Source organism: Pseudomonas sp. p106, assembly GCF_003936645.1.
Taxonomy (GTDB): Bacteria; Pseudomonadota; Gammaproteobacteria; order Pseudomonadales; family Pseudomonadaceae; genus Aquipseudomonas; species Aquipseudomonas putida_E.
The window spans coordinates 82,674-106,294 of the sequence record NZ_RHQR01000001.1; the positions used below are offsets into that span (position 1 = coordinate 82,674).

Here is a 23,621-nt window from a genome sequence, read left to right on the forward strand (position 1 = left end):
GTTTAGAGGTCTCGATGAAAGGCAAGACGGTCAGCAGCAAGCAACAAGAAGTCCAGCGCATCGCCGAGATGCTCGCCAAGGCCATTGCCCAGCATCGCCTGCGCCCTGGCGTGCGGCTGGTCGAGGCGCACATCGTCGAGACCCTGCAGGCCAACCGCAACCATGTGCAGGCTGCGCTGCAACGCCTGGCCATGCAGCGCATCGTCGACATCGAGCCCAACCGCGGCGCCACCGTGGCCCAGCCCAGTGCCCGCGAAGCACGGGAAATCTTCGCCGCACGCCGCGCCGTGGAGCGGGCGATCGTCGAGGCCATCACCCCGGCCCATGTCGCCGAGCATCAGGTGCGCATCGAACAGCACATGCACAACGAGCGCGCAGCCACTGCCAGCACCGATCGCCGCGCCATCGTCCGCGAACTCAGCGAGTTTCACCTGTTGCTGGGGGAGGTAAGCGGTAACCAGGTGCTGGCCGACATCCTCGGCAACCTGATGGTGCGCAGCTCGCTGATCGTCGCCCTTTACCAGCGTGGTGACAGCCCGCCCTGTGCCTCGGACGAGCACCAGGCGATCATCGATGCGTTGCGCGCCGGCAATACCCAGGCGGCCGTGGACGAAATGATCGCGCACCTGGACGAGCTCGAGGGCCAGTTGGCCCTCGAGGATGTAGCTGCGCCTGAGGTCAACCTGCGTCAGGCACTGTCAGGGCTGTGAGCTGTGCCGGGAACAGCTCGGCGGGTGGCCGGCTGAAGGTCTGCCGGCCCTGTTTGAAACCCATCAGCGGCGCGGCGATACGGCCGATCACCTCGGCCGGCGAGGGTGCATCGAACACCACGAAGTCGGCTCGGCAACCCGGTTCCAGGCCATAGTCGGCAAGGCGCAGCAGGCGCGCCGACTGGCGTGAGATCCAGCCCAGGCACAGCAGTAGTTCCTGCGGCGTGCCCAGTTGGGCGACGTTGGCGTACAGGTTGGCCTGACGCACCAGGGAGGCATCGCCGTAGGGCGTGAAGGGGTTGCCGATGTTGTTGCTCGACAACGAACAGGTCACCCCGCACTGATGCAACTGCGCCAGCGGTGCCAGCCCCCGGGGCTTGTCATGGAAGCGGTCACGGCCGGTGAGGAACAGGTCGGTGGCCGGCAGGCAGGTGACCTGCACGCCGGCTTCGGCCAAGGCGTGGCCCATACGCATCAGTTCGGCCTGCGGCAGTGCCGAGAGCTTGGTCACATGGCCAACGGTGACCCGGCCCTGCCAGCCATGCTGGTGGGTGCAGCGGATCACCTCGCCCAGGGTCATGCCGGCGACCTGCAGGTCGAAGTCCAGGTGCAGGTCCAGGTCGCGATCGTAGGCCACCGCCAGTTCGAACAGCCGGCGGATCTGTGCAGGCGGGTCGGCGTCGGTGTAAGGGCAGCCGCCCAGCACTTCGGCGCCTTCGTCCAGGGCCTGGCACAACAGCGCTTCGGTCCCGGGGTTGTCGAGCATGCCTTCCTGCGGAAACACGCAGATCTCCAGGGTCACGGCCCAGGCGTAATCAGCCTGCAGCCTGCGGATGGCGCGCAGGCCGGTCAGGCCGATGCCGGGGTCGATCTCGACATGGGTACGCATGTGCGTGGTGCCTTGCACGATGGCTTGCTCCAGCACTGCCGCGCCGCGCGCGTACACATCGGCCTCGGTGAAATCGGCTTTGGCCAGGCGGGTCTGGGCGATGGCTTCGGCCAGCGTGCCTTCGCGCAGCTGGCAGCGCGAAAGGATGCAGGCCTTGTCCAGGTGGATATGGGTTTCGATCAGGCCGGGCAACACCAGCCGGCCGCCGAGGTCGAGTTTGGGCGCCGGCCGGCTCAGCCGGGCCACGAACCGGCCGTCTTCGATCAGCAGGCGGCTCAGTGCCGGGCCGTCGCCCAGGCGCACATTGATCAGTTCCAGGTGGTTCATGCGGCGGCTCCTGTGCCCAGGTAGGCGGCTTCCAGTTGTGGGTCGCCGCGCAGTTGCTCGGCGCTGCCCTGTTTGACGATACGGCCTGTTTCCAGCACGTAGGCACGGTCGGCCACCTGCAGTGCCAGGTTGGCCATCTGATCGACCAGCAGTAACGTCACCCCTTCGTCGCGCAGGGCGGCGAGGGCGTCGTACAGCTCGCCGATCATCGCCGGGGAGAGGCCCAGGGACGGTTCGTCGAGCAGCAGGATGCGCGGCTTGGCCATCAGCCCGCGGCCGATCGCGACCATCTGCTGCTCACCGCCCGAGAGCAGCCCGGCCGGGCTGTCGATACGCTCGCGCAGGCGGGGGAAGCGTTTGAGGATCGCGGCAATCTCGGCGTCGGCATCGACGGCATCCTGGCGCACATTGGCCCCCAGCAGCAGGTTCTCGCGCACGCTCAACTGGCCGAACAGCTGCCGGCCTTCAGGGACCAGGGCCAGGCCAAGGCGGGCGATCTGGCTGGCATCCAGGCTTTCGATGCTGCGGTTGTCCAGCACGATGCTGCCGCCGCGCGGCCGGTGCAGGCCGGCAAGGGCCTGCAGGATGCTCGATTTGCCGGCGCCATTGGCGCCCAGAATGGCGATCAGCTCGCCCGGGTTGACCACCAGGTCGACACCTTCGACCACTGGCGCCGCGCCATAGTCGATGCACAGGTCGCGCACGTGCAGCACGGCATCACGCGAGCCTGCCCAGGCTTGCGCGCGCGGCTGGGCCTGGTACTCGGTGCCCCCCAGGTACGCGGCAATCACCCGCGGGTCAGCGCGCACCTGTTCAGGTGTGCCCCAGGCGATCGGTTTGCCGGCGTCGAGCACCAGTAGCCTTTGCGACACTGCCATCACCAGCGGCATGTCGTGCTCGACCAGGATGATCGCCAGGTTGAAGGCGGCCAGGCGTTGCAGCAGCGTGGCCAGGCGGTCGGTGTCCTGCCGGCCGAGGCCGGCGGCAGGCTCGTCGAGCAGCAGCACCTGCGGCCGGCTGGCCAGGGCCCGGGCGATCTCGACCAGGCGGCGGTCGACGTGGGGCAGGTCATCGGCGACGACGTGCAGGTTGCCGCGGTAGCCGACCAGCGCCAGCAACTCAATGGCCATGGCTTTGCGTGTGGCCTGCTGGCATGGCCAGGGCCGCTCGATGGCCCCTTGCTGGAAGGCCAGCAGCAGGTTTTCAAGCACGCTCAGCTCACCGAACAGTTGGGTGGTCTGGTACGTACGGGCGATACCGGCGCGGGCGATGCGCCAGGCCGGCTGCCCGGCCAGCTCCCCGCCCAGCTGGATCGAGCCGGTGTCGGTGCGGTAGAAACCACTGATCAGGTTGAGCACCGTGGATTTGCCCGCACCATTGGGCCCGATCAGGCTGGTGATGCTGCCAGGTACAGCCTGCAGGCTGACCTGCTGCGCGGCCTGCACACCGCCGAAACGGATGCCGATGCCCTCGACCTTCAGCCCATGCTGCGCACCACCGGCGAAGAACGCCTGCAGCGCTGCCGTGTCGGGCTGTGCCGTGACTGGCTCGTATCGCGGCCGCCAGAAGCGCTTGGTCAGGCTGCCCAGCACACCGCGTGGTGCAGCCCACAGTACCGCCAGCAGCAAAACCGAAAATGCCAGCAAGCGGTACTCGGCAAAGTCGGCCAGCAATTCGGGCAGCAGCACGATCACCAGTGCACCGAGCACTGGCCCGAACAGCATGCCGGCGCCACCGACGATCACCGCCAGAACGAACAGGATCGACTGCGAGAACGGGAACGCCGCCGGGTTGATGAACATCAGCACCGGCGCTACCAGTGCCCCGGCCGCCCCCGCCAGGCCTGCCGACAGGGCAAAGGCCAGGGTCCGCGTCTGCACCGGGTTGACCCCCAGTGAACGCGCGGCAATTTCCGAAGCCTTCACCGCACGCATAGCCAGGCCCCAGCCGCTGCGTTGCAGGCTCCAGTAGAAGACCAGTGCGGCCAGCATCAGCAGCACCGAAGCCAGTGCCAGCAGTAGCGCCGGGTCCAGCGTGCCGAGTTCAGGCAGCGGGATGCCCATCAGGCCATTGGCCCCTCCGGTGACGCTGCGCCACTCGATCAGACCGTTGTGCACCACCAGCGCAAAGGCAATGGTGATCATCGCAAGGTAAGGCCCGCTGACCCGTAGCGCCGGGATCGCCAGCAAGCCACCCAGCACCGCGCAGCCGAGGCCGGCCAGGGGCAGGGCGGCCGAAAGCGGCAGGCCGGCCAGCGTCAGCAGTGCTGACAGGTAGGCACCGATGGCATAGAAGGCGATGTGCCCGAAGGACATCTGCCCGGACAGACCGATCAGGATGTTCAGGCCCACGCCGACGGTGACCGCCAGCGCGTACAAGGTCAGGATCAACAGCCAGTAGCTGTCCAGGCCCAGTGCCAGGCCAAGGCAGGCGACCCCGAACAGGGCCAGGCCGAGGGGGGCGAGTCGCTCGCGCATGGTCATACCTTTACCCAGAGTTTGCGGCCGAACAGGCCATCAGGACGTGCCGCGAGCACCACGATCACCAGTGCAAAGCACAGCAATTGCGTGAACGCAGAGCCGAAATACAGCGTGACCACCGCCTCGAGCAGGCCAAACAGCAGGCCTGCGGCAAACACCCCACCGGCACTGGCGATGCCGCCCAGGATGGCCACGGCGAAAGCCTTCAGACCGAACAGCGTGCCCATGTCCGCGTGCACGCTGTACAGCGGTGCGATCAGCAGGCCCGCCAGCGCCGCGAACACGGTCGACAGGGCAAAGGCCGCCGCCACCACGCGGTTCACTTCGATGCCCATCAACCGCGCTGCCCGTGGGTTCTGCACGCAGGCTTCCAGGCGCAAGCCCAGTTGCGTGCGTCTGCGCACCCAGTAAAGTGTGGCCGCCACCGCCGCGCCGGCCAGCGGGATGGCCAGTTGCACGGCATTCAGGCTGCTGTCGCCCAGGTCCAGACGCAGGCTGGTCAGGGCACTGCCGAACTGCCGCGGCTCCTTGCCGAAGGTGAACATCGCCAGGTTGTCCAGCAGCAGCCCGCCCGCCACCGTCGCCATCAGCCAGGCGTCCGAGCCACGGGCATGGAAGGGCCGCACCAGAAAGCGCTCGATGGCCAGGCCCAGCACCGCGCACAGCAGCAGGGTAGTGGGCAGTGCCAGCCACAGCGGCCAGCCCCAGGTCACCGCCAGGCTGTAGCCCAGCACGGCGCCGACCATCATCGCGCTGCCCTGGGCAAAGTTGACCGTGCGCGACACGGCATAGGTGAGGTGAAAGCCCAAAGCCAGCAGCGCATACATGCTGCCCAGGCCCAGGCCGCTGACCAGTGCGGTGGTGATCATGTCGAGGGTCTCCGCTCAGGGCGTCACGGGCACGATGGTGTCGCCATCGAAGCGGCTGAAAATGTAGTCGTCAGGGCCCAGGGCATCGTGGCGGTCAACGCTGAACGGCTGCTGGTAGTGTTTGATCAGCCCGTCGTAGTCGCTGATGGCATAAAAGCCGTCACGCACCTTCGTGCCTTGGGTGTCCTGGGCCTTGTCGATCGCCAGGCCCACCAGGTGCATGGCGTCGTAGGCGTTGGCGATGCCCACGGCCGGGGTTACGTCGGCCAGGGTCTTGACCTGTGGGTAGCGCTGCTTGAGTGCGGCCAGCAAGGCATCGCCGCGGGCGCTGTTGTGGGCGCTGAAGACAAAGGTCTGGATGAAGTGCACGCGCCCGGCGTCTGGCCCGGCCAGCTCGCCAAAGCGGCCGCCGGCCGGGCCCCAGTGCGACACCACCGGCACGTTCCAGCCCATCTGCTGGAGCGACTTGACCACCTGCGCCGACGGGCCGACGTTGCCGACCAGCAGCAGGGTGTCGACACCTGCGCTTTTCAGGCGGGTGAGTTGCGGCACCATGTCCAGGTCGCTGTCTTCAAAGCGCTCGGCCGGTGCCTGGGCCATGTCGCGGCGGGCGAGGGCCGCGTTGAGCCCTGCCAGGTTCGACTCGCCCCAAGGGTTGTTGGCCAGGATCAAACCCGGTCGTTTCATGCCCTGGCGCAGGCCATAGGCGACCAGCGCTTCATCCACCTGTTCATCCACCGCCGACACGCGGAACACGTAGTTGTCCTTCGCGCCGTTCTCGGTGATCTTGGTGCCTGCCGCCCAGATGCCCATGAACGGCGTTTTCAGTTGGTTGGCCAACGGCACGATGGCCAGCGACACCGGGGTGTCGAGGCCGCCGAACAGCACGCTGACCTTCTCCCGCTGGATCAGCTCGCGCGCCGCCAGCATGCCCTTGGCCGGGTTGCTTTCGTCATCGCGGCGCACCAGCTCCACCGGGCGGCCCAGCAGCCCGCCTTTGGCATTGATTTCGTCGATGGCCAGGGTGAGGCCCCGGGTAAGGGCCTCGCCGGACTTGGCCGACTGCCCCGATAACGCGGCCACCAGGCCCACCTTGATCGGCTCGGCAGCCTGTACCCAGCCTGTGCAGCAGGCCAGGGAAAAGGCTGCGCAGGGCAGCCAGCGACGTAGCAAGGAACGGCTGAACATGGTTCGAACTCTTGATTGCTAGCAATTTATAAAAATGTGCTAGCAAAACAGGTGCCATTTGGAAAATACTTCGGGCACCCCGTGTTTTGGGGCTTACGCCTTGGCTTCAGCGCCCTCGCGTGCACTGCATCAAGGCATCGTTCGGGGCCGACGCCCCGTTCTGGACACCCTCGGAGACTTGCAATGACCGAAAGCAACAGCGCCGTACAGATCGTGCGCGACTTCCTCGCCGCCTCCATGGCCCCCGACCCGGTGCGCGCCGCCACGTTCATGAGCGACGACGTGCGCATCACCTTTACCGGCGGCCGCGCGATGCCCACCCCGACCGACATCACCGCGTTCAACGGCGCGCGTTACACCTGGGTGAAAAAGCAGCTGGGGCAGTTCGACTGGTGCGAGCGCGAGGACCACACCGTGGTGTATTCCAATGGCACGCTGTACGGGCAGTGGCCGGATGGCCGCAGCTTTTCCGGCAACCGTTATCTGGACCGCTTCGAAGTGAAGGCGGGCAAGATCGTGCGCATGGATGTGTGGAACGACAGCGCGGAGTGGATGCTGGTGCCGGAGATTGGCAAGGCCTGAACGCGGCTACTGCTGCGATGCAGCCCGATGTATCGCGCAGGGCGATACCTGGTAGTGCGAAAACCGCATCGTGAGCACACCCCTGTCGGGTATAAGTTGCCCATGCGCTATCGACGTCTTGATCTCAACCTGCTGGTCGCCCTGGATGTGCTGCTCGAGGAGTGCAGCGTCAGCCGGGCGGCGCAGCGCCTCAACCTTGGCCAGTCTGCCACCAGCGCTGCGCTGGGGCGCCTGCGCGAACATTTTCAGGACCCCCTGCTGATCCCGCTCGGGCGCGGCCTTGAGCCCAGTGCCTTGGCGCGGCAGCTGGCACCCAGAGTGCGAAAGGCACTAAGCCTGGTCGGGGAGGTGGTGCAGACGTCCCTGGACTTCGACCCCGGCCGCTGTGAGCGGCGCTTTACCCTGGTGGCGTCGGACTATGTGGCGGCCACTGTCATGCCTGCGCTCAGCCGTGTACTGGCGCGCCTGGCGCCCGGCATATCGCTGACGGTTCGCGACCTGCCGCTGTCGCGTGACGGTGACGTGGTTGCCGAGGCACTGGACTATCGCCGCAGCGACCTGGTGGTCGTGCCCCAGCGGCGCATAAACCCGCGCTACCCCCACTCAGTGTTGCTCGAGGATGAGCTGTGCTGCGTTGTTTGCGCGCATGCAGTGGCTTACCAGGCGGGCCTTGGCCTGGCTGAGTTCTGTGCAGCCGCGCATGTCGTGCGCGAGTTCACCGATGGCCAGAACCTCTCGCTCGACACCCAGCACCTGCGTGAAATCGGCATCGAGCGGCGTGTGGCCGTGGCGGTGCAGAGTTTCGCGCTGATGGGCGACTTCGTCGCCGGTACGCCGCGCATCGCTACGTTGTTTCGGCGCCAGGCCCAAGGGCTGGCGCGTCATCATCAGCTACGGGTACTGCCATCGCCCATCGCCTTCCCGGTGGCTGTGCAAGTGGTGCAATGGCACCCGCAACAAGCATCCGACCCGGCCCTGAGCTGGCTGCGACAGGTGCTGACCGAGCAGGCGGCCGGGGTAGATCACGCCTGAAGGTCGCCCGTGTCACCGACAAGGCCCAACTCTTCGATGGCCAGCAAGGCGCAACGCTCATCGTTGTCCGAGGTGTCACCGCTGACGCCGATTGCCCCCAGCAGGTGCCCCTCGGTGTCGCGCAGCAGAACACCGCCGGGTACTGGGATCACGTGGCCTTGGGTCAGGCTGTTGATCGCGTCGAAGAATGCTGGCATTACCTGAGCGCGCCTTGCCAGCTCCCGGCCACCGAAGCCCATACCCAGGCAGCCGCTGGCTTTTGCGGTGGCGATCTGTGGGCGCAAGGCGCTGGCCTGCTCATCGCGCAACAGCGCCAGCGGGTGGCCTGCAGCATCGAGCACGGCGGCTGCCAAAGGCCGCACGCCCAAGGCCCGGGCGTGTCGCAGCGTAGACGCGGCAAGCCGCGCGGCGGTTTCGAAATCGAGTGTCTGCATGGTCACTGGCTCCATTTGCCAAGTTCGGCTACACGGTCGCGGGTGTAGAGTTCGGTCCATTTCAGGGAGTTGAAGTCCGAGACCTGCTTAGGGTTGTAGGGCGTGCGTTGCAGGCGCACCGGCTGGCCTGCCTTGTACACCGCCTGCAGGCGGTTGCGGTCTTGCAGGATGCGGATGTCGTCAAGCGGCGAGCCGTCGAGGATCAACAGGTCGGCCTGTTTGCCTGGCTCCAGGGTGCCGAGCGTTTCACCGCGTGGCATCAGGCGTGCGCCGACATTGGTCGCAGCGTGCAGCGCTTGTGCCGGGGTGAAGCCCAGGCGCGTGACCAGCAACTCCAGTTCACGCGCATGCCACTCACCGTAAGGGGTAACGGCAAAACCGCTGTCGCTGCCGCAGGCGAACGGAATACCGGCCGCCTTGGCGCGCTTGAGCACCGGCGTGCCCAGTTCCAGCGTGCGGGCACAGTAGCCGGCGTAGCCTGTGGTCACCGCCGGGTCGTGGGGCTGGCAGAAATCTACGGTGTTCTGTGGGAAGGTCATGGTGGGCGCCAGCACGCTGCCTGCCTCCAGAAGTGCTTCGATGCAGGCGTCGTCCATGTAGAAGGCATGAAAGACCAGATCGACGCCTGCCTTGGCCGCGTACATCACGGCTTCGCGGCCGTAGGCATGCGTCGCTACCCGGCAGCCGAGGCGGTGCGCTTCGTCGACCATTTCGCGGGTTTCATCGGCTGTGAAGGCGGCGATGATTTCACCGTTGGGACGGCGGTGCGTACCGTCCATGGCGATCTTGATCAGGTCGACGCCATCCTTGGCCTGTTTGCGGATCTGCGCGATGGCTTCGGTACGGCTGGTGACCAGCGCAGCGGTGAAGTATTCCGGTGCGCCGACGCGGCTGGGAAACCAGTCGTTGAGGCTTTGCCGGTTGGTGATCACGCGGCTGCTTGCCGCGATGCGCGGGCCTTCGAAGAGCCCGGCGTTGACCGTGTTGCGCACGGCGATGCTGAGCTGGCCGCTGTCACCCGGGCAGACCATCGAGGTGACCCCGGCAGCCAGCACGTGCTGGGCGAAGAACATGCCGCGCAAGGCGCGGAATTCGTCGCTGGTCCAGATGTCGATGTCTTCCTCGCTCTGGGCGTTGCCGAACGCCAGGTGGGTGTGCACGTCTACCAGCCCCGGCATGACGAAGTCGCCGCGCACTTCGCGGTCACCGGGCAATGGGCGTGGCGCCTGGGCCGTCGCGCCAACATGGCGTATCAGGCCGTTTTCGATGATCAGCGTCTGTTGCTGGCGTGCCTGAAGGCTGGCGCCATCGAACAGGGTGGCGCAGTGAAGGTGCAGGGCGCTCATGGTCGGGTTCTACTCGTCTTGTTGTTTCCGGCAGGCTATGTGCCTGCGGCGGCAGGCACCATCAGATCCTGTCGTTGGCCACCCATTGATGGCATCGATACCTGCCGCAACCCCTGTGCCTGCCGGGTTGCCCGGGCCGGCAGGGGGCAATGGCCAGGTATCGTCAGTGTCGATGGCAGGCATGGATATCCACGATTGTTCCTTATGCTGGGGGTGAGGTGAGGATGTGCCGCTCAATCAATCCTGAAGGAAGTACCATGAAGGCTATTCGTGATGAGTTGCTGAGCCTTGAAGCCGAACGCCAGCGCGCCTTGGTCCACGAGGACCATGAGCAGCTCGAGGTGCTGTTCGACGATGATCTGCTTTATGTCCACACCACGGGGCTGGTGCAGGACAAAGGACAGTACCTGGATTATGCCCGCAATGCCGTGCGCTACCTGGCCGTGGATCGCGGTGAGCTGACGGTGCGGGTGTTTGCCGACGGGCTGGCGCTGATGAGCGGGGTGCAATGCAACCTGCTGCAAAAACGCGGCGGCGGCGAACCGGTGCGCGCCGAAGGTTTCGCCACGCAGCTTTGGGTCAAACGGGAGAAGGGGTGGCGGATCGCATCATTCCACGGTACGCGGGCACCGGCCTGATGACGGCATGAACCGCTGACAGGCACCGGGGCAGTCGCCATAAAGGCTGCCCCGGCACCTTCACCAGCAAGGGTTCAGGCGGTATGCCCGCCGAGCGTTTCGGCAACCCAGTCGGCGATGAACTGGCCGGCATTGATGCTGTTGTCGAAGCTTGAATGCTGCACGCCGCCTTCGCGCTCAGTGAAGACCTTCAATTCGCGCTTGGGGCTGTTGACCAACTGCTCGTAGGTGCGATGGGCCCACTTGAGCGGGATCTGCGAGTCCTTTTCGCCGTGGGTCACCAGGAAGGGGACGCGAATGCGGTCGAGCACGCCATCAAGGTGCACGTTTTCGGCAATGGTCATGAATTCGTCCATATCCTTGGCGCCCCAGACCCAGCACACGTGCGCCCAGTAATGCGGCACCGGGAAGTCGCCTTCCTTCTCCAGGCGACGCTTCTGTACATCCCGCCAGTCGTGGTTGGCGCCCCACACCACACCGCAGGCGAAGCGCGGTTCGAAGGCCACCGCACGTGGGCAGTAGTACCCCCCCAGCGATACCCCTTCCATACCGATGCGCTTGGGGTCGACTTCCGGGCGGGTTTCCAGCCAGTCCACTACGCGGCTGGCCCAATGCTCGCTGTCGTAACGCGCGGTCAGGCCTTGCAGGCGCAACGCCTCGCCCGTGCCGGGTTGGTCGATGATCAGCGAGGACACGCCACGTTTGGCCAGCCACGCTGGCAGACCGACGCGGTACTTCATCTCTTTGGTCGAATCCAGCCCGTTGACCTGCACCAGCAGTGGTGCCGGGCCGGTCGTGCCTTCGGCGCGCACGAGCAGCCCGCTCAGATGCTCGCCTTCGTAGGGGATTTCCACTCGCTCGCAGTTTTCCCTGGACAGGTCGATGCCGCGGGCGAAGGTCTCGAGAAAACGCTGGTACAGGGCCTCGCGCCCTGGCGCACCATGCGCCTGCAGGCGTTCGCAGGTCAGGTAGTAAGTGGCAGCGCGGTTGTATTTTTCGCCAGCGGACAGGCATCGGCCTGCGGCCTCGTCTTCTTCGGCCAGGGCGCAGAGCTTGTCGGCCATCTTCGACCAGGTTTCGCGAAACGCCTGGGTGCCGGCGGCGTCGGGTTGCAGGGCCGCCTCCTGCAGCGGCGCGCACATCGCTTCGATCTCGCCCAGGCGGGCGCCCATTTCGATGGCCAGGTCCACCGAGAGATTCCAGACATAGTTGGTGGGGAAGTAACGGAACATTGTTGTTGTCCTTCTGCGGTCGTTGAGTCCGGCGCCTGACAATTGCGACAGGTACGCAAGGCGCTGTCCGAAGGCAAGGTACGCAGACACGGCGAGGTGGGGCCAATCGTGAACAAGGATGCGAGGTATCGCCAAACGCGATGCCCCGGCGACGTTGCGCCGGCCGGGGCGATGGCTGCCGCTCAGGCGCTGGCGAGCAGGGCGTCGGGTTGCTGGTCGACGTGCTGAATGAAGTCGCTGATGCGTTCACGCAACCAGCGGTGCATGGGATCACCCTCCATGCTGCGGTGCCAGAGCATGAATTCGCGCATCACCGGGATCTTCACCGGTGGCGGCAGGATGCGCAGGGGCAGGTAGCGGGCATACAGCTGCGCCAGGCGCCGGTGCATGGTGGCCACGCGGGGGGTGCCTACCAGCAGCTGCGGCAGGGTGTTGAAGTCGTTGGTAATCACTTCCAGGCGGCGGTTGAAGCCGTACTGGTTCATGAACCAGTCCTCGATGCTCAGGTGCCGGTTACGGCCAAAGCCCACCGAGATATGCCCCATCTGCATGTACTGCTCCAGCGTCAGGCTCTCGCCGACCTGCGGATTGTCGCGCCAGACCACGCACACGTGGTCTTCCTCGAACAACAGCTGCGACGGGTGGCCATCGATGAGGTAACGCTCGGGCACGATCATCATGTCGACTTCGCCGCGCATCAAAAGCTCGGCGCTGTTGTCACCGGGGCTGATCATTTCGAAGGTGATGTGCGGCGCCTGAAGGTGGATTTTCTGGATGACCTGGGCGAACAGCACGCTGATCAGGTAGTCCGAGGTCACCAGGCGCAGGTGCCGTTTGCTGCTCGAGGGGTCGAACACCGGCTTGGCGGTAATCGAGGAGCGGATGGTCAGCAGCACCTCGCGCACCGGCTGGGCCAGCTCCAGTGCATAGGGTGTGGGCTGCATCTTGCGGCCGACCTGCACCAGCAGTTCGTCCTCGAAAAACGTTCTCAAGCGGCCCAGCACCCCGCTGGTGGCCGATTGCGTCATGTGCAGGCGTTCAGCGGCACGGGTGATGTTCTGCTCCTCGAGCAGGACATCCAGTGCGACCAGCAGGTTCAGATCCAGGTGGTGAAAGCGCATGGTGATAGCTCACGGTTCTTGTAGTTATTTTCGCGATACCTTCCCGCCGCATTGCCGATACGTCAAGGCCTATCCGCTGTCCAGCCGAGCCAGCGCCAGGCGCCATGGGCTTGCGCACAGGTATCGCGATTACCGATGCCTCGCATCCTGACTCGCGATTGGTCAGCCTGGCCGATCAGCCAGCAATCTGCCCTCCAGTCGAGCGGCCTGCCCGCCGCGCCGACCTGCTACCGGTGACCCTGGCTGGCACCGAACAACAATTTCAATGGAGTGGTAGCCATGAACATTCTTGGACTCGACGCACTGGTATTCGGCGTCGACGATATCCAGGCCTGCGCCGATTGCCTGCGTGATTACGGCCTTACAGCCGTACAACTGGATGCCGACGGTGGCCGTTTCGAAGCGCTCGACGGCACTGCGATCATCATCCGTCACGGCGATGACCCCCACCTGCCGCCGGCGCTGGGCCCGGCCCCATCGCTGCGTGAAACCGTTTATGGCGTGGCAGCGACGCAGGACCTTGAGGCCATCGCCGACGAGCTGGGGCGCGACCGCGAGGTGCGCCGTGACGAGCAGGGTGTGCTGCACAGTGTCGACGACCTGGGCTTTGCCATCGCCTTTCAGGTCTCCTGCAGACGCAGCTTCCAGGCGCCGGCCGACCTCACCAACGCTCCCGGTAGCGCGCCGCAGCGCCCCCTCAACCAGTTGGGCATCACGCTGGACATGCCAGCGCAGCCGCGCACCTTGTCTCATGTGGTGTACTTCGTGCCCGATGCGGCCAAAGGCGAAGCCTTCTATCGCGACCGCCTGGGCTTCGTCACCACTGACAGCTTCATCGGCGTCGGCCCGTTCATGCGCACCGCTGGCATGGACGATCACCACTGCCTGTTCATGATCCAGACGCCGCCACACATGCAGGGCTGCGAGCATTTCACCTTCCATATGGGCAGCGGCACGGAAGTGCTGCTGGCCGGCAATCGCTTCCAGCAAAAGGGCTGGACCAGTTTCTGGGGCCCGGGCCGTCACCTGCTGGGCTCGAACTGGTTCTGGTACTTCAACAGCCCGCTGGGCTGCCACATCGAGTACGACGCCGACATGGACAAGCATGACGATGAGTGGGCGGCGCGCCAGGCACCGATGTCGGCCGACAACTCGCAGCTGTTCCTTTTCGCTTCGCGGGAGAAGTGGGCGCCCGGTGGCCCACCGCCAAAGCAGCCCTGAGCTGTGCCTTGCGTGGCGCTGTGCCCGCTCGCGGAACTGGGCGAGGGCAAGGCACGCGGCTTCGACCCGCAGGGCAGGGGGGCAGACAGCCTGTTCGCCCTGCGGCACCGCGGCGTTGTGCGTGTTTACCGCAACCTGTGTCCGCACCTGCTGGTACCGCTGGAGTACCGCAAGGACCGCTTCCTCAGTGCCGATGGCCAGTGGGTGGTCTGCTACGCCCATGGCGCACGCTTTCGGCCTGACGATGGCACCTGCGTTCACGGCCCTTGCCGTGGCGATGCGCTGCAGGCGCTTGATCACCGCGAGGTGGACGGCTGGCTGGTAGTGCCGCTGCAACAGTTGCACCCCTGAGGTATCGCGCCGCGTGATAGGTCGCATCCCAGGACTCGATTGGTCAAAGCCCGGCGCTGCCGGGAAGCTGTGCCCAAGGCACAGGAAATGCCCGCCGCCCACGCTGCGGCGAACAACAAGAACAAGACGTGAGGGATGCCATGAATACTGTGAGCAACGTACTGATCGTGGGCGGCGGGATTGGCGGGCTGTGCGCCGCCATCGCGCTGCGCCGCAAGGGGATGGCGGTCGACCTGGTCGAACTCAAGACCGAGTGGACCGTCTACGGCGTCGGCATCATCCAGCAGAGCAACGTGGTGCGCGAGATGCACCGCCTGGGGGTGCTCGATGCCTACCTGAGCGCGGCCTACGCCTTCGAGGACGTAGCCATCTACACCACTGAAGGCCACCAGCTGGCGCGTATTCCGGGGCAGCGCCTGGCCGGCCCGCAGTACCCGGCCAACGTCGGTATCTCTCGCCGTGCCTTGCACAAGGTGCTGAGCGAAACCGCCATCGAACTCGGTACCCAAGTGCGCCTGGGCACCTCTGTGGAGAGCTTCGAGCAGGATGCCACTGGTGTGGACGTGCTGTTCAGCGATGGCCGCCAGGGGCGCTATGCGTTGGTGGTCGGTGCCGATGGCCTGTACTCGAAGATCCGTGGTTTGCTGTTCGGTGATGCCTACCAGCCGCAATTCACCGGCCAGTCGGTGTGGCGCCACAACTTCCCGCGCGCAGCCGGTATCGACCACCTGGCCAATTACCAGGGCCCCTCGGGCAATGCTGGGCTGGTGCCGCTGGCCGACAACCTGATGTACCTGTTCACCACCTCCCACGAACCGGGCAACCCGTGGATGGACCCGGCCGGGCTTGCTGCTGGCCTGCGCCAGCGCCTGGCGGGGTTTGGCGGGTTGATCGGTGAGCTGCGCGAACAGATCCGTGACAGCGCAGAGGTCGTCTACAAGCCACTGGAGGCGGTGTTCGTCGACGAGCCCTGGTACCGCGGCCGCGTGCTGCTGATTGGCGATGCGGCCCATGCCACCACACCGCACCTGGGGCAGGGTGCGGGCATGGCCATCGAAGATGCCGTGGTGCTGGCCGAAGCGCTGACCGCCGGCGGCAGCCTGGACGAGCAGTTGCAGTGCTTCATGGGCCGCCGTTTCGAGCGCTGCAAGTTCATCAGCGACATGTCGCTGCTGGCGGGCGAGAAAGAGGTCCAGCGTGCCCCGTCCTTTGACCGCATCGGCCTGGTCAAGCAGATGCTGGAGGTCACGGCCCGGCCGATCTGATACCTGTGCCCGGCGCACCCTGCCTTGCTGGCGCGCCGCGACGCATGCCAACACCGACACAAGAACAAGAAAGAGGAAACCACGATGTTGACTCGTAAAGGTGCAACCGCCCGGCCGTTGCCGCCGCTCAAACCCCTCACCCTGGCGATTTTCGCGCTGGCGGCCAGCCAGGCCCAGGCGCTGCAATTCGATACTGGCAACCCGGACCTGAGGGTACGCTGGGACAATACCCTCAAGTACAGCGCCGCCTGGCGCACCCAGGATGCCAGCAGCAAACTCACCGAGGGGCAGACGGCACTGAACCTGGATGATGGTGACCGCAACTTCGACAAAGGCCTGATTTCCAACCGCCTGGACCTGCTGTCAGAGCTGGATGTGACCTACGGCAACGTCGGCGCCCGGGTCAGTGGCGCGGCCTGGTATGACGATGTCTACAACCAAGGTACCGACAATGGCGACCCCAGCCGCGCCAACAGCTATTCGGTAGATTTCGACGAGTTCACCGATGACACCCGCACCTTGCACGGGCGCAAGGGCGAGCTGCTCGATGCGTTCATCTTTGGCAAGGCCGAGATCGGTGAGCTGCCGGTGTCTGGCCGCCTGGGCCGTTACGCCATGCAGTGGGGCGAGAGCCTGTTCTACGGCATGAACGGCATCGCCGGAGGCATGGCGCCGGTGGATGTGGTCAAGGGCCTGTCGGTGCCCAACACCCAGTTCAAGGAGCTGATCCGCCCGGTGCAGCAGATTTCCGGGCAGTTGCAGCTGACGCCGGATGTTTCCCTGGGCGCCTACTACCAGTTCGAGTGGGAGGCCAACCGCCTGCCGGCAGCCGGTAGCTATTTCTCCAACGACGACTTCTTTGGGGACGGCGCAGAGCGCATGTTCGTTGGCGCGCCGGTGTTCCCTGGTGGCCAGCCACTGGCCTTCTATCATGGCAACGACAAGGAAGCCAAAGACTCGGGGCAGGGCGGTGTGCAGTTGCGTTGGCGCACCGAGACCGTGGACTGGGGGCTCTATGCCATTCGCTTCCACGACAAGTCACCGCAGCTCAACGTACGCCCCGACTTCGCCAACCTCGACCCGGTCAGTGGCAAGGCCGGCGAGTTCTACTGGGTGTACCCCGAGGGCATCGAGGCACTGGGCGCCAGTTTTTCCACCACCCTGGGCAACTTCAACGTCGCTGGCGAGCTTTCCACCCGTTGGAACCAGCCACTGGCCTCGACCAACCAGCATGCACTGGCGACGGGCGAGGTGATCGACAACGACGACAACCCGGTCTACGCCACCGGCCGCACGCTGCATGCCAACGTCTCCTGGCTGGCGAGCCTGGAGCCTAACTTCATTGCCGCCGAGTCTACTTTCCTGGGCGAGATTGCCTGGAACCGGGTGATGAGCGTGAGCAAGAACGCCGACGCCGTCGACCCCAACGCCGACCGTGACGCCACCAGCCTGCGCCTGGTCTTCGAACCGATGTACCGGCAGATCTACCCAGGCCTGGACCTCTCGGTGCCGATCGGGGCGAGCTACACCAACGGTGCCTCGATGGCCTTGGGTACCGGCTTTGGCACCGACCATGGCGGCGACCTGAACATCGGCCTGAAGGGCAACTATCTCAATACCTGGAGCCTTGGCCTGACCTACACGCATTACTACGGCCCGGAAAACACCTTCCTCGATGCCGACAACAACTACACCTTCGAACAGTCGCTCAAAGACCGCGACTTCATCGCCTTCACCGTCAGCCGTACCTTCTGACCGAGGACTACCCGATGAAACACAACAATAAAGTCGTTTCCCTGTTCACTGCCCTGAGTGCCTCGCTGCTGCTCGCCCACGGCGCTTTTGCTGCGGTGTCCCCCGAGCAGGCGGCAACGCTCAAGACCACACTGACCCCATTGGGCGGCGAGCGTGCCGGCAATGCCGACGGCAGTATCCCCGCCTGGACCGGCGGTTACACCCAGGTCGACGCCGCTTACAAGGACGGCGGCAAGCGTGGCGACCCGTTCGCCGCTGACAAGCCGCTGCTGACCATCACTGCGCAGAACATGACGCAGTACGCTGACAAGCTGACCCCAGGCATCCAGGCGATGCTCAAGAAGTACCCCGACAGCTACCGGTTGGACGTGTACCCGACCCACCGCAGCGCTGCCGCACCGCAATCGGTGTATGACGCAACCTTTGCCAACGCCACCAGCGGCAAGTTGGTGGACGGCCCTGCCGGCGCCATGCCCGAAGGCGCCTCCGGGGGCATTCCGTTCCCGATCCCGGGCAATGGCGTAGAAGCCATGTGGAACCACCTGCTGCGCTGGCGCGGGGCCTCGTGGCACGCCAGCTTCAACCAGTACCTGACCACCGCCGACGGCAAGCACGTGCTGACCAACGATTCGCGCGCCGATTTGCAGATGCCCTGGTATCTGCCTGGGGGCAGTGGTGACAAAGGTGTGTTCTGGTCCATCCGCATGACCAACGATGGGCCGCCATTGCGGGCGGGCGAGGCCATCACCGGCCTTGAAAACCTCAATGCCGATAAAGCGGCGGTGTGGACCTACCTGCCTGGTCAGCGCCGCGTGCGCCGCCTGCCCAATGCCTGCTGCGACACGCCGACCCCAGCTACAGCGGGGGTGATGAGTTTCGACGAACTGTACGTGTTCAACGGCCGCCTGGACCGCTTCGACTGGAAGCTGGTGGGCAAGAAAGAGATGTACATCCCCTACAACGCCAACAAGGTGTTTACCGCCGCCAACGCCGAAGCGCTGCTCGACCCGCATCACCTCAAGCCACAAGCCATCCGCTGGGAACTGCATCGGGTGTGGGTGGTGGAGGCGACGCTCAAGGAGGGCCAGCGTCACGTGATGCCCAAGAGCACCTACTACCTCGATGAAGACACCTGGGCGGCGGTGCTGGGTGAGCGATACGACGCACGCAACCAGTTGGCCAAAGTGGTCTGGACCTCGCCGGTGGTACTGCCTGACCTGCCTGGCGTGGTGACCCTGACCAACGGCTTCTATGACCTGCTGTCCGGCGCGTGGTTTGCCGGCGATCTGTTTGCCGGCAAGCAGGAGCAGTACCGCATCGTGCCGCCCTACAAGGACTCGGTATTCACCGCCGATGCCATGGCGGGTGAGGGCGTGCGCTGAGCAGGCGCATTGCACCTGGGCTGTATCGACTACAAGAACAAAAGGTTGCGTGCGATGAACAAGATGCTCCATGGCTGGCTGCTGGCCGCCTGTTGCGCGCTGCCCCCGGCCTACGCCGGCGGTAGCGTGGATGTGCTCTCGCAGCCCGCAGTGCAGGGCCCCCAGGCCTTGCGAGCGGTGTTGCAGGATGTGGCCCGTGCCGGCACGCGCCTGGTGTCGGTGGGCGAACGTGGCGTGGTGCTGCTCTCGGATGACAACGGCCAGGCCTGGCGCCAGGCCAAGACCGTGCCGGTGAGTGTCAGCCTGACCGCGGTGCAGTTCGTCGACGAGCGCAACGGCTGGGCGGTTGGCCACGCCGGCGTAGTGCTGCGCAGCGAGGATGGCGGCGAGCACTGGACTTTGCAGCTCGACGGCAAGCGCGCCGCTGCGCTGGAGTTGCAGGCAGCCGAGGCATCTGCTGATGAGCGCCGTTTGGCCGCGGCACAACGGCTGCTGGCCGACGGTGCCGACAAGCCGTTGCTGGCGCTGAGCTTTGCCGATGCGCAGCACGGCCTGGTCGTGGGCGCCTACGGCCTGGCCATGATCACGGCCGACGGCGGGCGCAGCTGGCAGTCCGGCATGGGCCTGTTGCCCAACCGCCGCGGCCTGCACCTGTATGCCTTGGCACGTCAGGGCGCTGACGTGTATGTCGCCGGCGAACAGGGCCTGCTGCTGCGTTCGCGCGATGGCGGTGCTCATTTCGAGGCTTTGCAAGGCCCTTATGACGGGAGCTACTTCGCTGCCAGCGTGCTGCCCAACGGGCGGCTGCTGGTCGGCGGGTTGCGCGGTTCGTTGTTTGCCTCCGATGACGGCGGTGCCAGTTTCCAGGCGTTGGCCAACCCGATTCCTGCTTCGCTCAATGGCATCCGCGTCGCCGGTGATCACGTGTTGCTGGCCAACCAGGCCGGGATGCTGCTGCGCAGCAGCCTCAGCGCCTTTGCCGCGCATCCCTTGCCGGTCTCCGATGGCCTGCCACTGACTGCCGCCACCACTGCCGCCGACGGTGCCATCGTCGCCGTCGGCATGGCCGGTGCACGCCGCCTGGCACCTTCTTCTTCCTCTTCCACGAAGGACTGAGCCATGCATGCCATGAATCCGCCCGCGCCTTGCAGCGGCCGTCTCGATGACTTCGACAACATGTCCGGGTCGCTGCTGGAGCGTGCACTGTTCAACCACCGGGCGCTGGTCCTGCTGTTGTGCCTGGCCGCGACCTTGCTGCTTGGCTGGCAGGCCACGCGCCTGACGCTCAACGCCAGCTTCGAGAAGACGATTGCGCGCGATCACCCATTCGTCCACAACTACCTGGAACACCGCCAGGAACTTGCCGGCCTGGGCAACGCGGTGCGTATCGCTGTGGCCAACCCCAGTGGCAGCATCTACGACAAGGACTATCTGCACAGCCTGCAGCAGCTCAACGACGCGGTGTACCTGCTGCCGGGCGTCGACCGTGCGGCGATGAAGTCGCTTTGGACCCCCTCCACCCGCTGGGCCGGGGTGACCGAGGAGGGCCTGGAAGGCGGCCCGGTGATCCCCGACGGCTATGACGGCGGCCTCGCGAGCCTCGAAGCGCTCAAGCGCAACGTCGAACGCTCCAACGAGATCGGCCAGTTGGTGGCCTTCGACCAGCGTTCGAGCATCGTCTACGTGCCGCTGCTGGAAACGACGCCGGACGGCAAGGCGCTTGACTACACCGCCTTCGCCAGCGAACTGGAAACCCTGCGTGAACGCTTCCAGCAGCAGGGTGTGCAGATTCACATCACCGGCTTCGCCAAGGTGGTGGGCGATCTGATCGATGGGCTGAGGCAGATCCTGCTGTTCTTCGCCGCCGCCATCGCCATCACGGCTGTCGTGCTCTATTGGTACACCCGATGTGCGCGCAGTACGGCGCTGGTGGTGACCTGCTCACTGGTGGCAGTGATCTGGCAAATGGGCCTGCTGCCGGTGCTGGGATACGAACTGGACCCGTACTCGGTGCTGGTGCCGTTTCTGGTGTTCGCCATCGGCATGAGCCATGGCGCACAGAAGATGAACGGCATCATGCAGGACATCGGCCGCGGCATGCACCGCCTGGTGGCGGCGCGCTTCACCTTCCGCCGGCTGTTCCTGGCCGGGCTCACTGCGCTGTTGTGTGATGCAGTGGGTTTTGCGGTGCTGATGATCATCCGTATCCAGGTGATCCAGGACCTTGCCGTCATCGCCAGCCTCGGCGTGGCGGTGCTGATCTTCACCAACCTGATCCTGCTGCCGGTGCTGCTTTCCTATGTCGGCGTCAGCGCCCGAGGTGCGCGCCGTAGCCTGCGCGCCGAAGAGGCGGAGGCAAGCGGGGCGCAGAAGCACGCGATGTGGCGCCTGCTGGACCACTTCACCCGGCGCCGCTGGGCGGCGTGGTGCATTGCACTGGCGGTACTGATGGCCGCTGGCGGATTCGCCGTGAGCCTGCACCTGAAGGTCGGTGACCTGGATGCTGGCGCCCCCGAGCTGCGTGCGGACTCGCGTTACAACCGCGACAACGCCTTCATCACCGAGCATTACGGTGCCAGCAGTGACGTGTTTGCGGTGATGGTGCGCACGCCAGCCGGCGGCTGCTCGGCCTACGATACCCTCAAGCGTGTGGACGACCTTGACTGGCAGTTGCGCGGCCTGCCGGGCGTGGACTCGACCAACTCACTGGCGCTGCTCAACCGCAGGGTACTGGTTGGCCTGTCTGAAGGCAGCCCGAAGTGGTACGAGCTGGTGAACAACCAGGCGACCCTGAACATGGTCACCGCCAACGCCCCGCGCGGGCTGTACAACGATGACTGCAGCCTGCTCACGCTCTATGCCTACCTCACTGACCACAAGGCCGACACGCTTGCGCGGGTGGTGGACAGCGTGCAGACCTTTGCCCGCGACAACGACAGCGAACAGGCCACCTTCCTGCTCGCTGCCGGCAGCGCCGGCATCGAGGCCGCCACCAACCAGGTGGTGAAACAGGCCAACCGCGACATGCTCTGGTGGGTTTACGGGGCCGTCATCCTGCTTTGCCTGGTGACCTTCCGCTCCTGGCGTGCGGTGCTTTGCGCGGTGGTGCCGCTGGTGCTCACCTCGATCCTTTGCGAAGCGTTGATGGTGGCGTTGGGCATCGGCGTGAAGGTAGCGACCTTGCCTGTGATCGCGCTCGGCGTCGGCATCGGAGTGGACTACGCGCTCTATGTGATGAGCATCGTGCTGGCCCAGCTGCGACAGGGGGCGAGCCTTTCCCAGGCGTATTACCGCGCGCTGCTGTTCACCGGCAAGGTGGTGATGCTGACTGGCGTGACCCTGGCCATTGCGGTGGGCACCTGGATCTTCTCGCCGATCAAGTTCCAGGCAGACATGGGCGTGCTGCTGGCCTTCATGTTCGTGTGGAACATGGTCGGGGCACTGGTCCTGCTGCCGGCACTGGCCTACTTCCTGCTGCCGCAAGGCCAGGTGCGTTCGCAGGCGGATCCGGTGTTGCCTGCTCGTGAGCCTTTGTCGCAACAGTGCCTGGCAGGCGCTGAACTCACCCCGCGCCAGGCGAAGCTTCATTCGCTGGAGGAGGTGAGCCATGGCCGCTGAACGTATCGCCGGCAGTGTTCAGGCGCTGCTATTGCTGTTCGGCAGCTGCCTGCCGGTGCTGGGGGCAGTGCTGATCGCGCCTGTGCTGCCACGCATGCAGATGCATTTCACCGAGACGCCCGGCGTCGCGGTGCTGGTACCGGTCGTGCTGACGCTGCCTGCGCTGGTGATTGCGTTGGCGGCACCATGGGCCGGGATGCTGGCGGACCGTGTCGGCCGACGGGCTTTGCTGCTCGCCAGCATGCTGCTTTACAGCGTCTGCGGGGTGCTGCCGCTGTGGCTGGATTCACTTGGCCTGATCATCGCCAGCCGCGCCGGCATTGGCCTGGCCGAAGCCGGGATCATGACCTGCTGCACCACATTGATGGGTGACTACTTCGATGGCCAGCGCCGGGAGCGCCTGTTTGCCCTGCAAATGGTCGCCACTTCGCTGTCAGCCGCCCTGTTCATGGGGCTGGGCGGGGCACTGGGCGAGGACAGCTGGCGTACGCCGTTCGCGCTGTATGCAGTCGGCGTGTTGTGCCTGCCGCTGATGGCCTTGCTGTTGTGGGAGCCTCAGGCCCGCTGTGTCGAACCTCAACACGCCCAGGCTTCACGCTTTCCCTGGGCCGCCTTGGCGCCGATCTACCTGCTGACCGGCCTGGCAGGTGTGAGCCTGTTCATCGTACCGGTGCAGGTTGGTTACCTGCTGCAACTGCTGCAGGTGGATGCGCCCCAGCAGGTGGGCCTGACCATGGGCGCCAACCAGCTCGGCGTGCTGGCCGGCGCACTGGCCTTCCGTTTGCTGGCCCGCCAGCCTGCTGGCCGCCTGCTGGCGCTGGGGTTTGCCACGGCGGGGCTTGGCGGCGGGCTGATGGCGCTTTCCACCAGCCACGCAATGGTGGTGTTGGCCGTAATGGTCAATGGCCTGGGCGTGGGCCTGTTGCTGCCCACCCTGATCAGCCAGGTCATGCAGCACGTCGGTTTCGACCAGCGCGGCCGGGCCACGGGCGGCTTCACCGCAGCGATTTTTGCCGGTGAATTCATCAGCCCTTTGCTGGTGCTTGCGCTGACCGGCGGCGCGGCGCCGCATCTGCCCCAGGCGCTGCTACTGGTTGCCCTCAGCCAACTGATCCTGGCGCCGCTGTGCCTGCTGCTGTTGCGTCGCGCCCGCGCGGCGGGCGCAGTGGGGGCGCTGTGAA

At 65.5% G+C, this 23,621-nt stretch carries 20 protein-coding genes; 12 read left to right on the forward strand and 8 right to left on the reverse strand.

Annotated elements, in window-relative coordinates:
- Positions 1-14: 14 nt before the first annotated feature.
- Positions 15-710: a GntR family transcriptional regulator gene (locus EGJ09_RS00410; protein ID WP_039601266.1), complete on the forward strand. Its 696-nt coding sequence runs from the start codon at positions 15-17 to the stop codon at positions 708-710.
- Here the strand turns inward: EGJ09_RS00410 and EGJ09_RS00415 are convergent.
- From EGJ09_RS00415 to EGJ09_RS00430, 4 genes are read right to left on the reverse strand one after another with little or no spacing between them, the layout of a single operon-like run.
- Entirely contained in the window at positions 679-1,926 is a 1,248-nt protein-coding gene (locus tag EGJ09_RS00415) for an amidohydrolase family protein (protein ID WP_046785561.1), read from the reverse strand. The genes EGJ09_RS00410 and EGJ09_RS00415 overlap by 32 nt on opposite strands.
- Positions 1,923-4,403: an ATP-binding cassette domain-containing protein gene (locus EGJ09_RS00420; RefSeq protein ID WP_256658348.1), complete on the reverse strand. Its 2,481-nt coding sequence runs from the start codon at positions 4,401-4,403 to the stop codon at positions 1,923-1,925. Before EGJ09_RS00420 ends, EGJ09_RS00415 begins: the two co-directional genes overlap by 4 nt.
- A 2-nt stretch (positions 4,404-4,405) precedes the next feature.
- On the reverse strand, positions 4,406-5,275 hold the full coding sequence (locus tag EGJ09_RS00425) for a branched-chain amino acid ABC transporter permease (RefSeq protein WP_046785559.1): 870 nt from the start codon (positions 5,273-5,275) through the stop codon (positions 4,406-4,408).
- Between the two features lie 15 nt (positions 5,276-5,290).
- Positions 5,291-6,463: an ABC transporter substrate-binding protein gene (locus EGJ09_RS00430; protein ID WP_046785558.1), complete on the reverse strand. Its 1,173-nt coding sequence runs from the start codon at positions 6,461-6,463 to the stop codon at positions 5,291-5,293.
- A gap of 183 nt (positions 6,464-6,646) precedes the next feature.
- Here EGJ09_RS00430 and EGJ09_RS00435 point away from each other — a divergent pair, with 183 nt between their 5' ends.
- Complete coding sequence (locus EGJ09_RS00435) at positions 6,647-7,045, forward strand: nuclear transport factor 2 family protein (protein ID WP_046785557.1); 399 nt, start codon at positions 6,647-6,649, stop codon at positions 7,043-7,045.
- Positions 7,046-7,147: 102 nt separating this feature from the next.
- Positions 7,148-8,077: a LysR family transcriptional regulator gene (locus EGJ09_RS00440; RefSeq protein WP_046785556.1), complete on the forward strand. Its 930-nt coding sequence runs from the start codon at positions 7,148-7,150 to the stop codon at positions 8,075-8,077.
- Here the strand turns inward: EGJ09_RS00440 and EGJ09_RS00445 are convergent.
- Both EGJ09_RS00445 and EGJ09_RS00450 read right to left on the reverse strand, forming a co-directional pair.
- Positions 8,068-8,511, reverse strand: coding sequence for a heme-binding protein (locus tag EGJ09_RS00445; protein WP_115275132.1), 444 nt, complete (start codon positions 8,509-8,511; stop codon positions 8,068-8,070). The two genes, EGJ09_RS00440 and EGJ09_RS00445, sit on opposite strands and share 10 nt — an antisense overlap.
- Positions 8,512-8,513: 2 nt before the next feature.
- Positions 8,514-9,857 carry an amidohydrolase family protein gene (locus EGJ09_RS00450; RefSeq protein WP_046785554.1) on the reverse strand — a complete coding sequence of 448 codons (1,344 nt, stop codon included), beginning with the start codon at positions 9,855-9,857 and terminating at the stop codon, positions 8,514-8,516.
- Between the two features lie 257 nt (positions 9,858-10,114).
- Between EGJ09_RS00450 and EGJ09_RS00455 the strand changes: the two genes are divergently transcribed.
- Complete coding sequence (locus EGJ09_RS00455) at positions 10,115-10,495, forward strand: nuclear transport factor 2 family protein (protein ID WP_115275131.1); 381 nt, start codon at positions 10,115-10,117, stop codon at positions 10,493-10,495.
- A 74-nt stretch (positions 10,496-10,569) separates the two neighbouring features.
- Here EGJ09_RS00455 and EGJ09_RS00460 read toward each other — a convergent pair whose 3' ends face one another.
- A complete protein-coding gene (locus EGJ09_RS00460) occupies positions 10,570-11,727 on the reverse strand; it encodes a S9 family peptidase (protein ID WP_125922889.1) in 1,158 nt (385 codons plus the stop codon).
- A gap of 182 nt (positions 11,728-11,909) precedes the next feature.
- On the reverse strand, positions 11,910-12,848 hold the full coding sequence (locus EGJ09_RS00465; protein WP_046785551.1) for a LysR family transcriptional regulator: 939 nt from the start codon (positions 12,846-12,848) through the stop codon (positions 11,910-11,912).
- Positions 12,849-13,127: 279 nt separating this feature from the next.
- On the opposite strand from EGJ09_RS00465, the gene EGJ09_RS00470 reads away from it, so the two are divergent.
- From EGJ09_RS00470 to EGJ09_RS00505, 8 genes are all read left to right on the forward strand, one after another.
- Complete coding sequence (locus tag EGJ09_RS00470; RefSeq protein ID WP_125922890.1) at positions 13,128-14,069, forward strand: VOC family protein; 942 nt, start codon at positions 13,128-13,130, stop codon at positions 14,067-14,069.
- Positions 14,070-14,081: 12 nt separating this feature from the next.
- Entirely contained in the window at positions 14,082-14,420 is a 339-nt protein-coding gene (locus EGJ09_RS00475; RefSeq protein WP_371928057.1) for a Rieske (2Fe-2S) protein, read from the forward strand.
- A gap of 140 nt (positions 14,421-14,560) precedes the next feature.
- Positions 14,561-15,685, forward strand: a complete 1,125-nt coding sequence (locus tag EGJ09_RS00480; protein WP_125922892.1) for an FAD-dependent oxidoreductase — start codon at positions 14,561-14,563, stop codon at positions 15,683-15,685.
- A gap of 84 nt (positions 15,686-15,769) precedes the next feature.
- Positions 15,770-17,440 carry a DUF1302 domain-containing protein gene (locus EGJ09_RS00485; RefSeq protein ID WP_046785547.1) on the forward strand — a complete coding sequence of 557 codons (1,671 nt, stop codon included), beginning with the start codon at positions 15,770-15,772 and terminating at the stop codon, positions 17,438-17,440.
- A gap of 14 nt (positions 17,441-17,454) precedes the next feature.
- Entirely contained in the window at positions 17,455-18,822 is a 1,368-nt protein-coding gene (locus EGJ09_RS00490; RefSeq protein WP_046785546.1) for a DUF1329 domain-containing protein, read from the forward strand.
- A 54-nt stretch (positions 18,823-18,876) separates the two neighbouring features.
- Positions 18,877-19,938: a YCF48-related protein gene (locus tag EGJ09_RS00495; RefSeq protein ID WP_125922893.1), complete on the forward strand. Its 1,062-nt coding sequence runs from the start codon at positions 18,877-18,879 to the stop codon at positions 19,936-19,938.
- A gap of 3 nt (positions 19,939-19,941) precedes the next feature.
- On the forward strand, positions 19,942-22,440 hold the full coding sequence (locus tag EGJ09_RS00500; RefSeq protein WP_125922894.1) for an RND family transporter: 2,499 nt from the start codon (positions 19,942-19,944) through the stop codon (positions 22,438-22,440).
- Positions 22,430-23,620 (forward strand): MFS transporter, encoded by a 1,191-nt coding sequence (locus EGJ09_RS00505; RefSeq protein WP_125922895.1) that lies wholly within the window; start codon positions 22,430-22,432, stop codon positions 23,618-23,620. The genes EGJ09_RS00500 and EGJ09_RS00505 overlap by 11 nt, the downstream gene beginning before the upstream one ends.
- Position 23,621: the final 1 nt, after the last annotated feature.

Coding starts and splice junctions, on each gene's coding strand:
- EGJ09_RS00410 (WP_039601266.1), top strand. CDS start 15: ATGAAAGGCAAGACGGTCAGCAGCAAGCAACAAGAAGTCCAGCGCATC.
- EGJ09_RS00415 (WP_046785561.1), bottom strand. CDS start 1,926: ATGAACCACCTGGAACTGATCAATGTGCGCCTGGGCGACGGCCCGGCA.
- EGJ09_RS00420 (WP_256658348.1), bottom strand. CDS start 4,403: ATGCGCGAGCGACTCGCCCCCCTCGGCCTGGCCCTGTTCGGGGTCGCC.
- EGJ09_RS00425 (WP_046785559.1), bottom strand. CDS start 5,275: ATGATCACCACCGCACTGGTCAGCGGCCTGGGCCTGGGCAGCATGTAT.
- EGJ09_RS00430 (WP_046785558.1), bottom strand. CDS start 6,463: ATGTTCAGCCGTTCCTTGCTACGTCGCTGGCTGCCCTGCGCAGCCTTT.
- EGJ09_RS00435 (WP_046785557.1), top strand. CDS start 6,647: ATGACCGAAAGCAACAGCGCCGTACAGATCGTGCGCGACTTCCTCGCC.
- EGJ09_RS00440 (WP_046785556.1), top strand. CDS start 7,148: ATGCGCTATCGACGTCTTGATCTCAACCTGCTGGTCGCCCTGGATGTG.
- EGJ09_RS00445 (WP_115275132.1), bottom strand. CDS start 8,511: ATGCAGACACTCGATTTCGAAACCGCCGCGCGGCTTGCCGCGTCTACG.
- EGJ09_RS00450 (WP_046785554.1), bottom strand. CDS start 9,857: ATGAGCGCCCTGCACCTTCACTGCGCCACCCTGTTCGATGGCGCCAGC.
- EGJ09_RS00455 (WP_115275131.1), top strand. CDS start 10,115: ATGAAGGCTATTCGTGATGAGTTGCTGAGCCTTGAAGCCGAACGCCAG.
- EGJ09_RS00460 (WP_125922889.1), bottom strand. CDS start 11,727: ATGTTCCGTTACTTCCCCACCAACTATGTCTGGAATCTCTCGGTGGAC.
- EGJ09_RS00465 (WP_046785551.1), bottom strand. CDS start 12,848: ATGCGCTTTCACCACCTGGATCTGAACCTGCTGGTCGCACTGGATGTC.
- EGJ09_RS00470 (WP_125922890.1), top strand. CDS start 13,128: ATGAACATTCTTGGACTCGACGCACTGGTATTCGGCGTCGACGATATC.
- EGJ09_RS00480 (WP_125922892.1), top strand. CDS start 14,561: ATGAATACTGTGAGCAACGTACTGATCGTGGGCGGCGGGATTGGCGGG.
- EGJ09_RS00485 (WP_046785547.1), top strand. CDS start 15,770: ATGTTGACTCGTAAAGGTGCAACCGCCCGGCCGTTGCCGCCGCTCAAA.
- EGJ09_RS00490 (WP_046785546.1), top strand. CDS start 17,455: ATGAAACACAACAATAAAGTCGTTTCCCTGTTCACTGCCCTGAGTGCC.
- EGJ09_RS00495 (WP_125922893.1), top strand. CDS start 18,877: ATGAACAAGATGCTCCATGGCTGGCTGCTGGCCGCCTGTTGCGCGCTG.
- EGJ09_RS00500 (WP_125922894.1), top strand. CDS start 19,942: ATGCATGCCATGAATCCGCCCGCGCCTTGCAGCGGCCGTCTCGATGAC.
- EGJ09_RS00505 (WP_125922895.1), top strand. CDS start 22,430: ATGGCCGCTGAACGTATCGCCGGCAGTGTTCAGGCGCTGCTATTGCTG.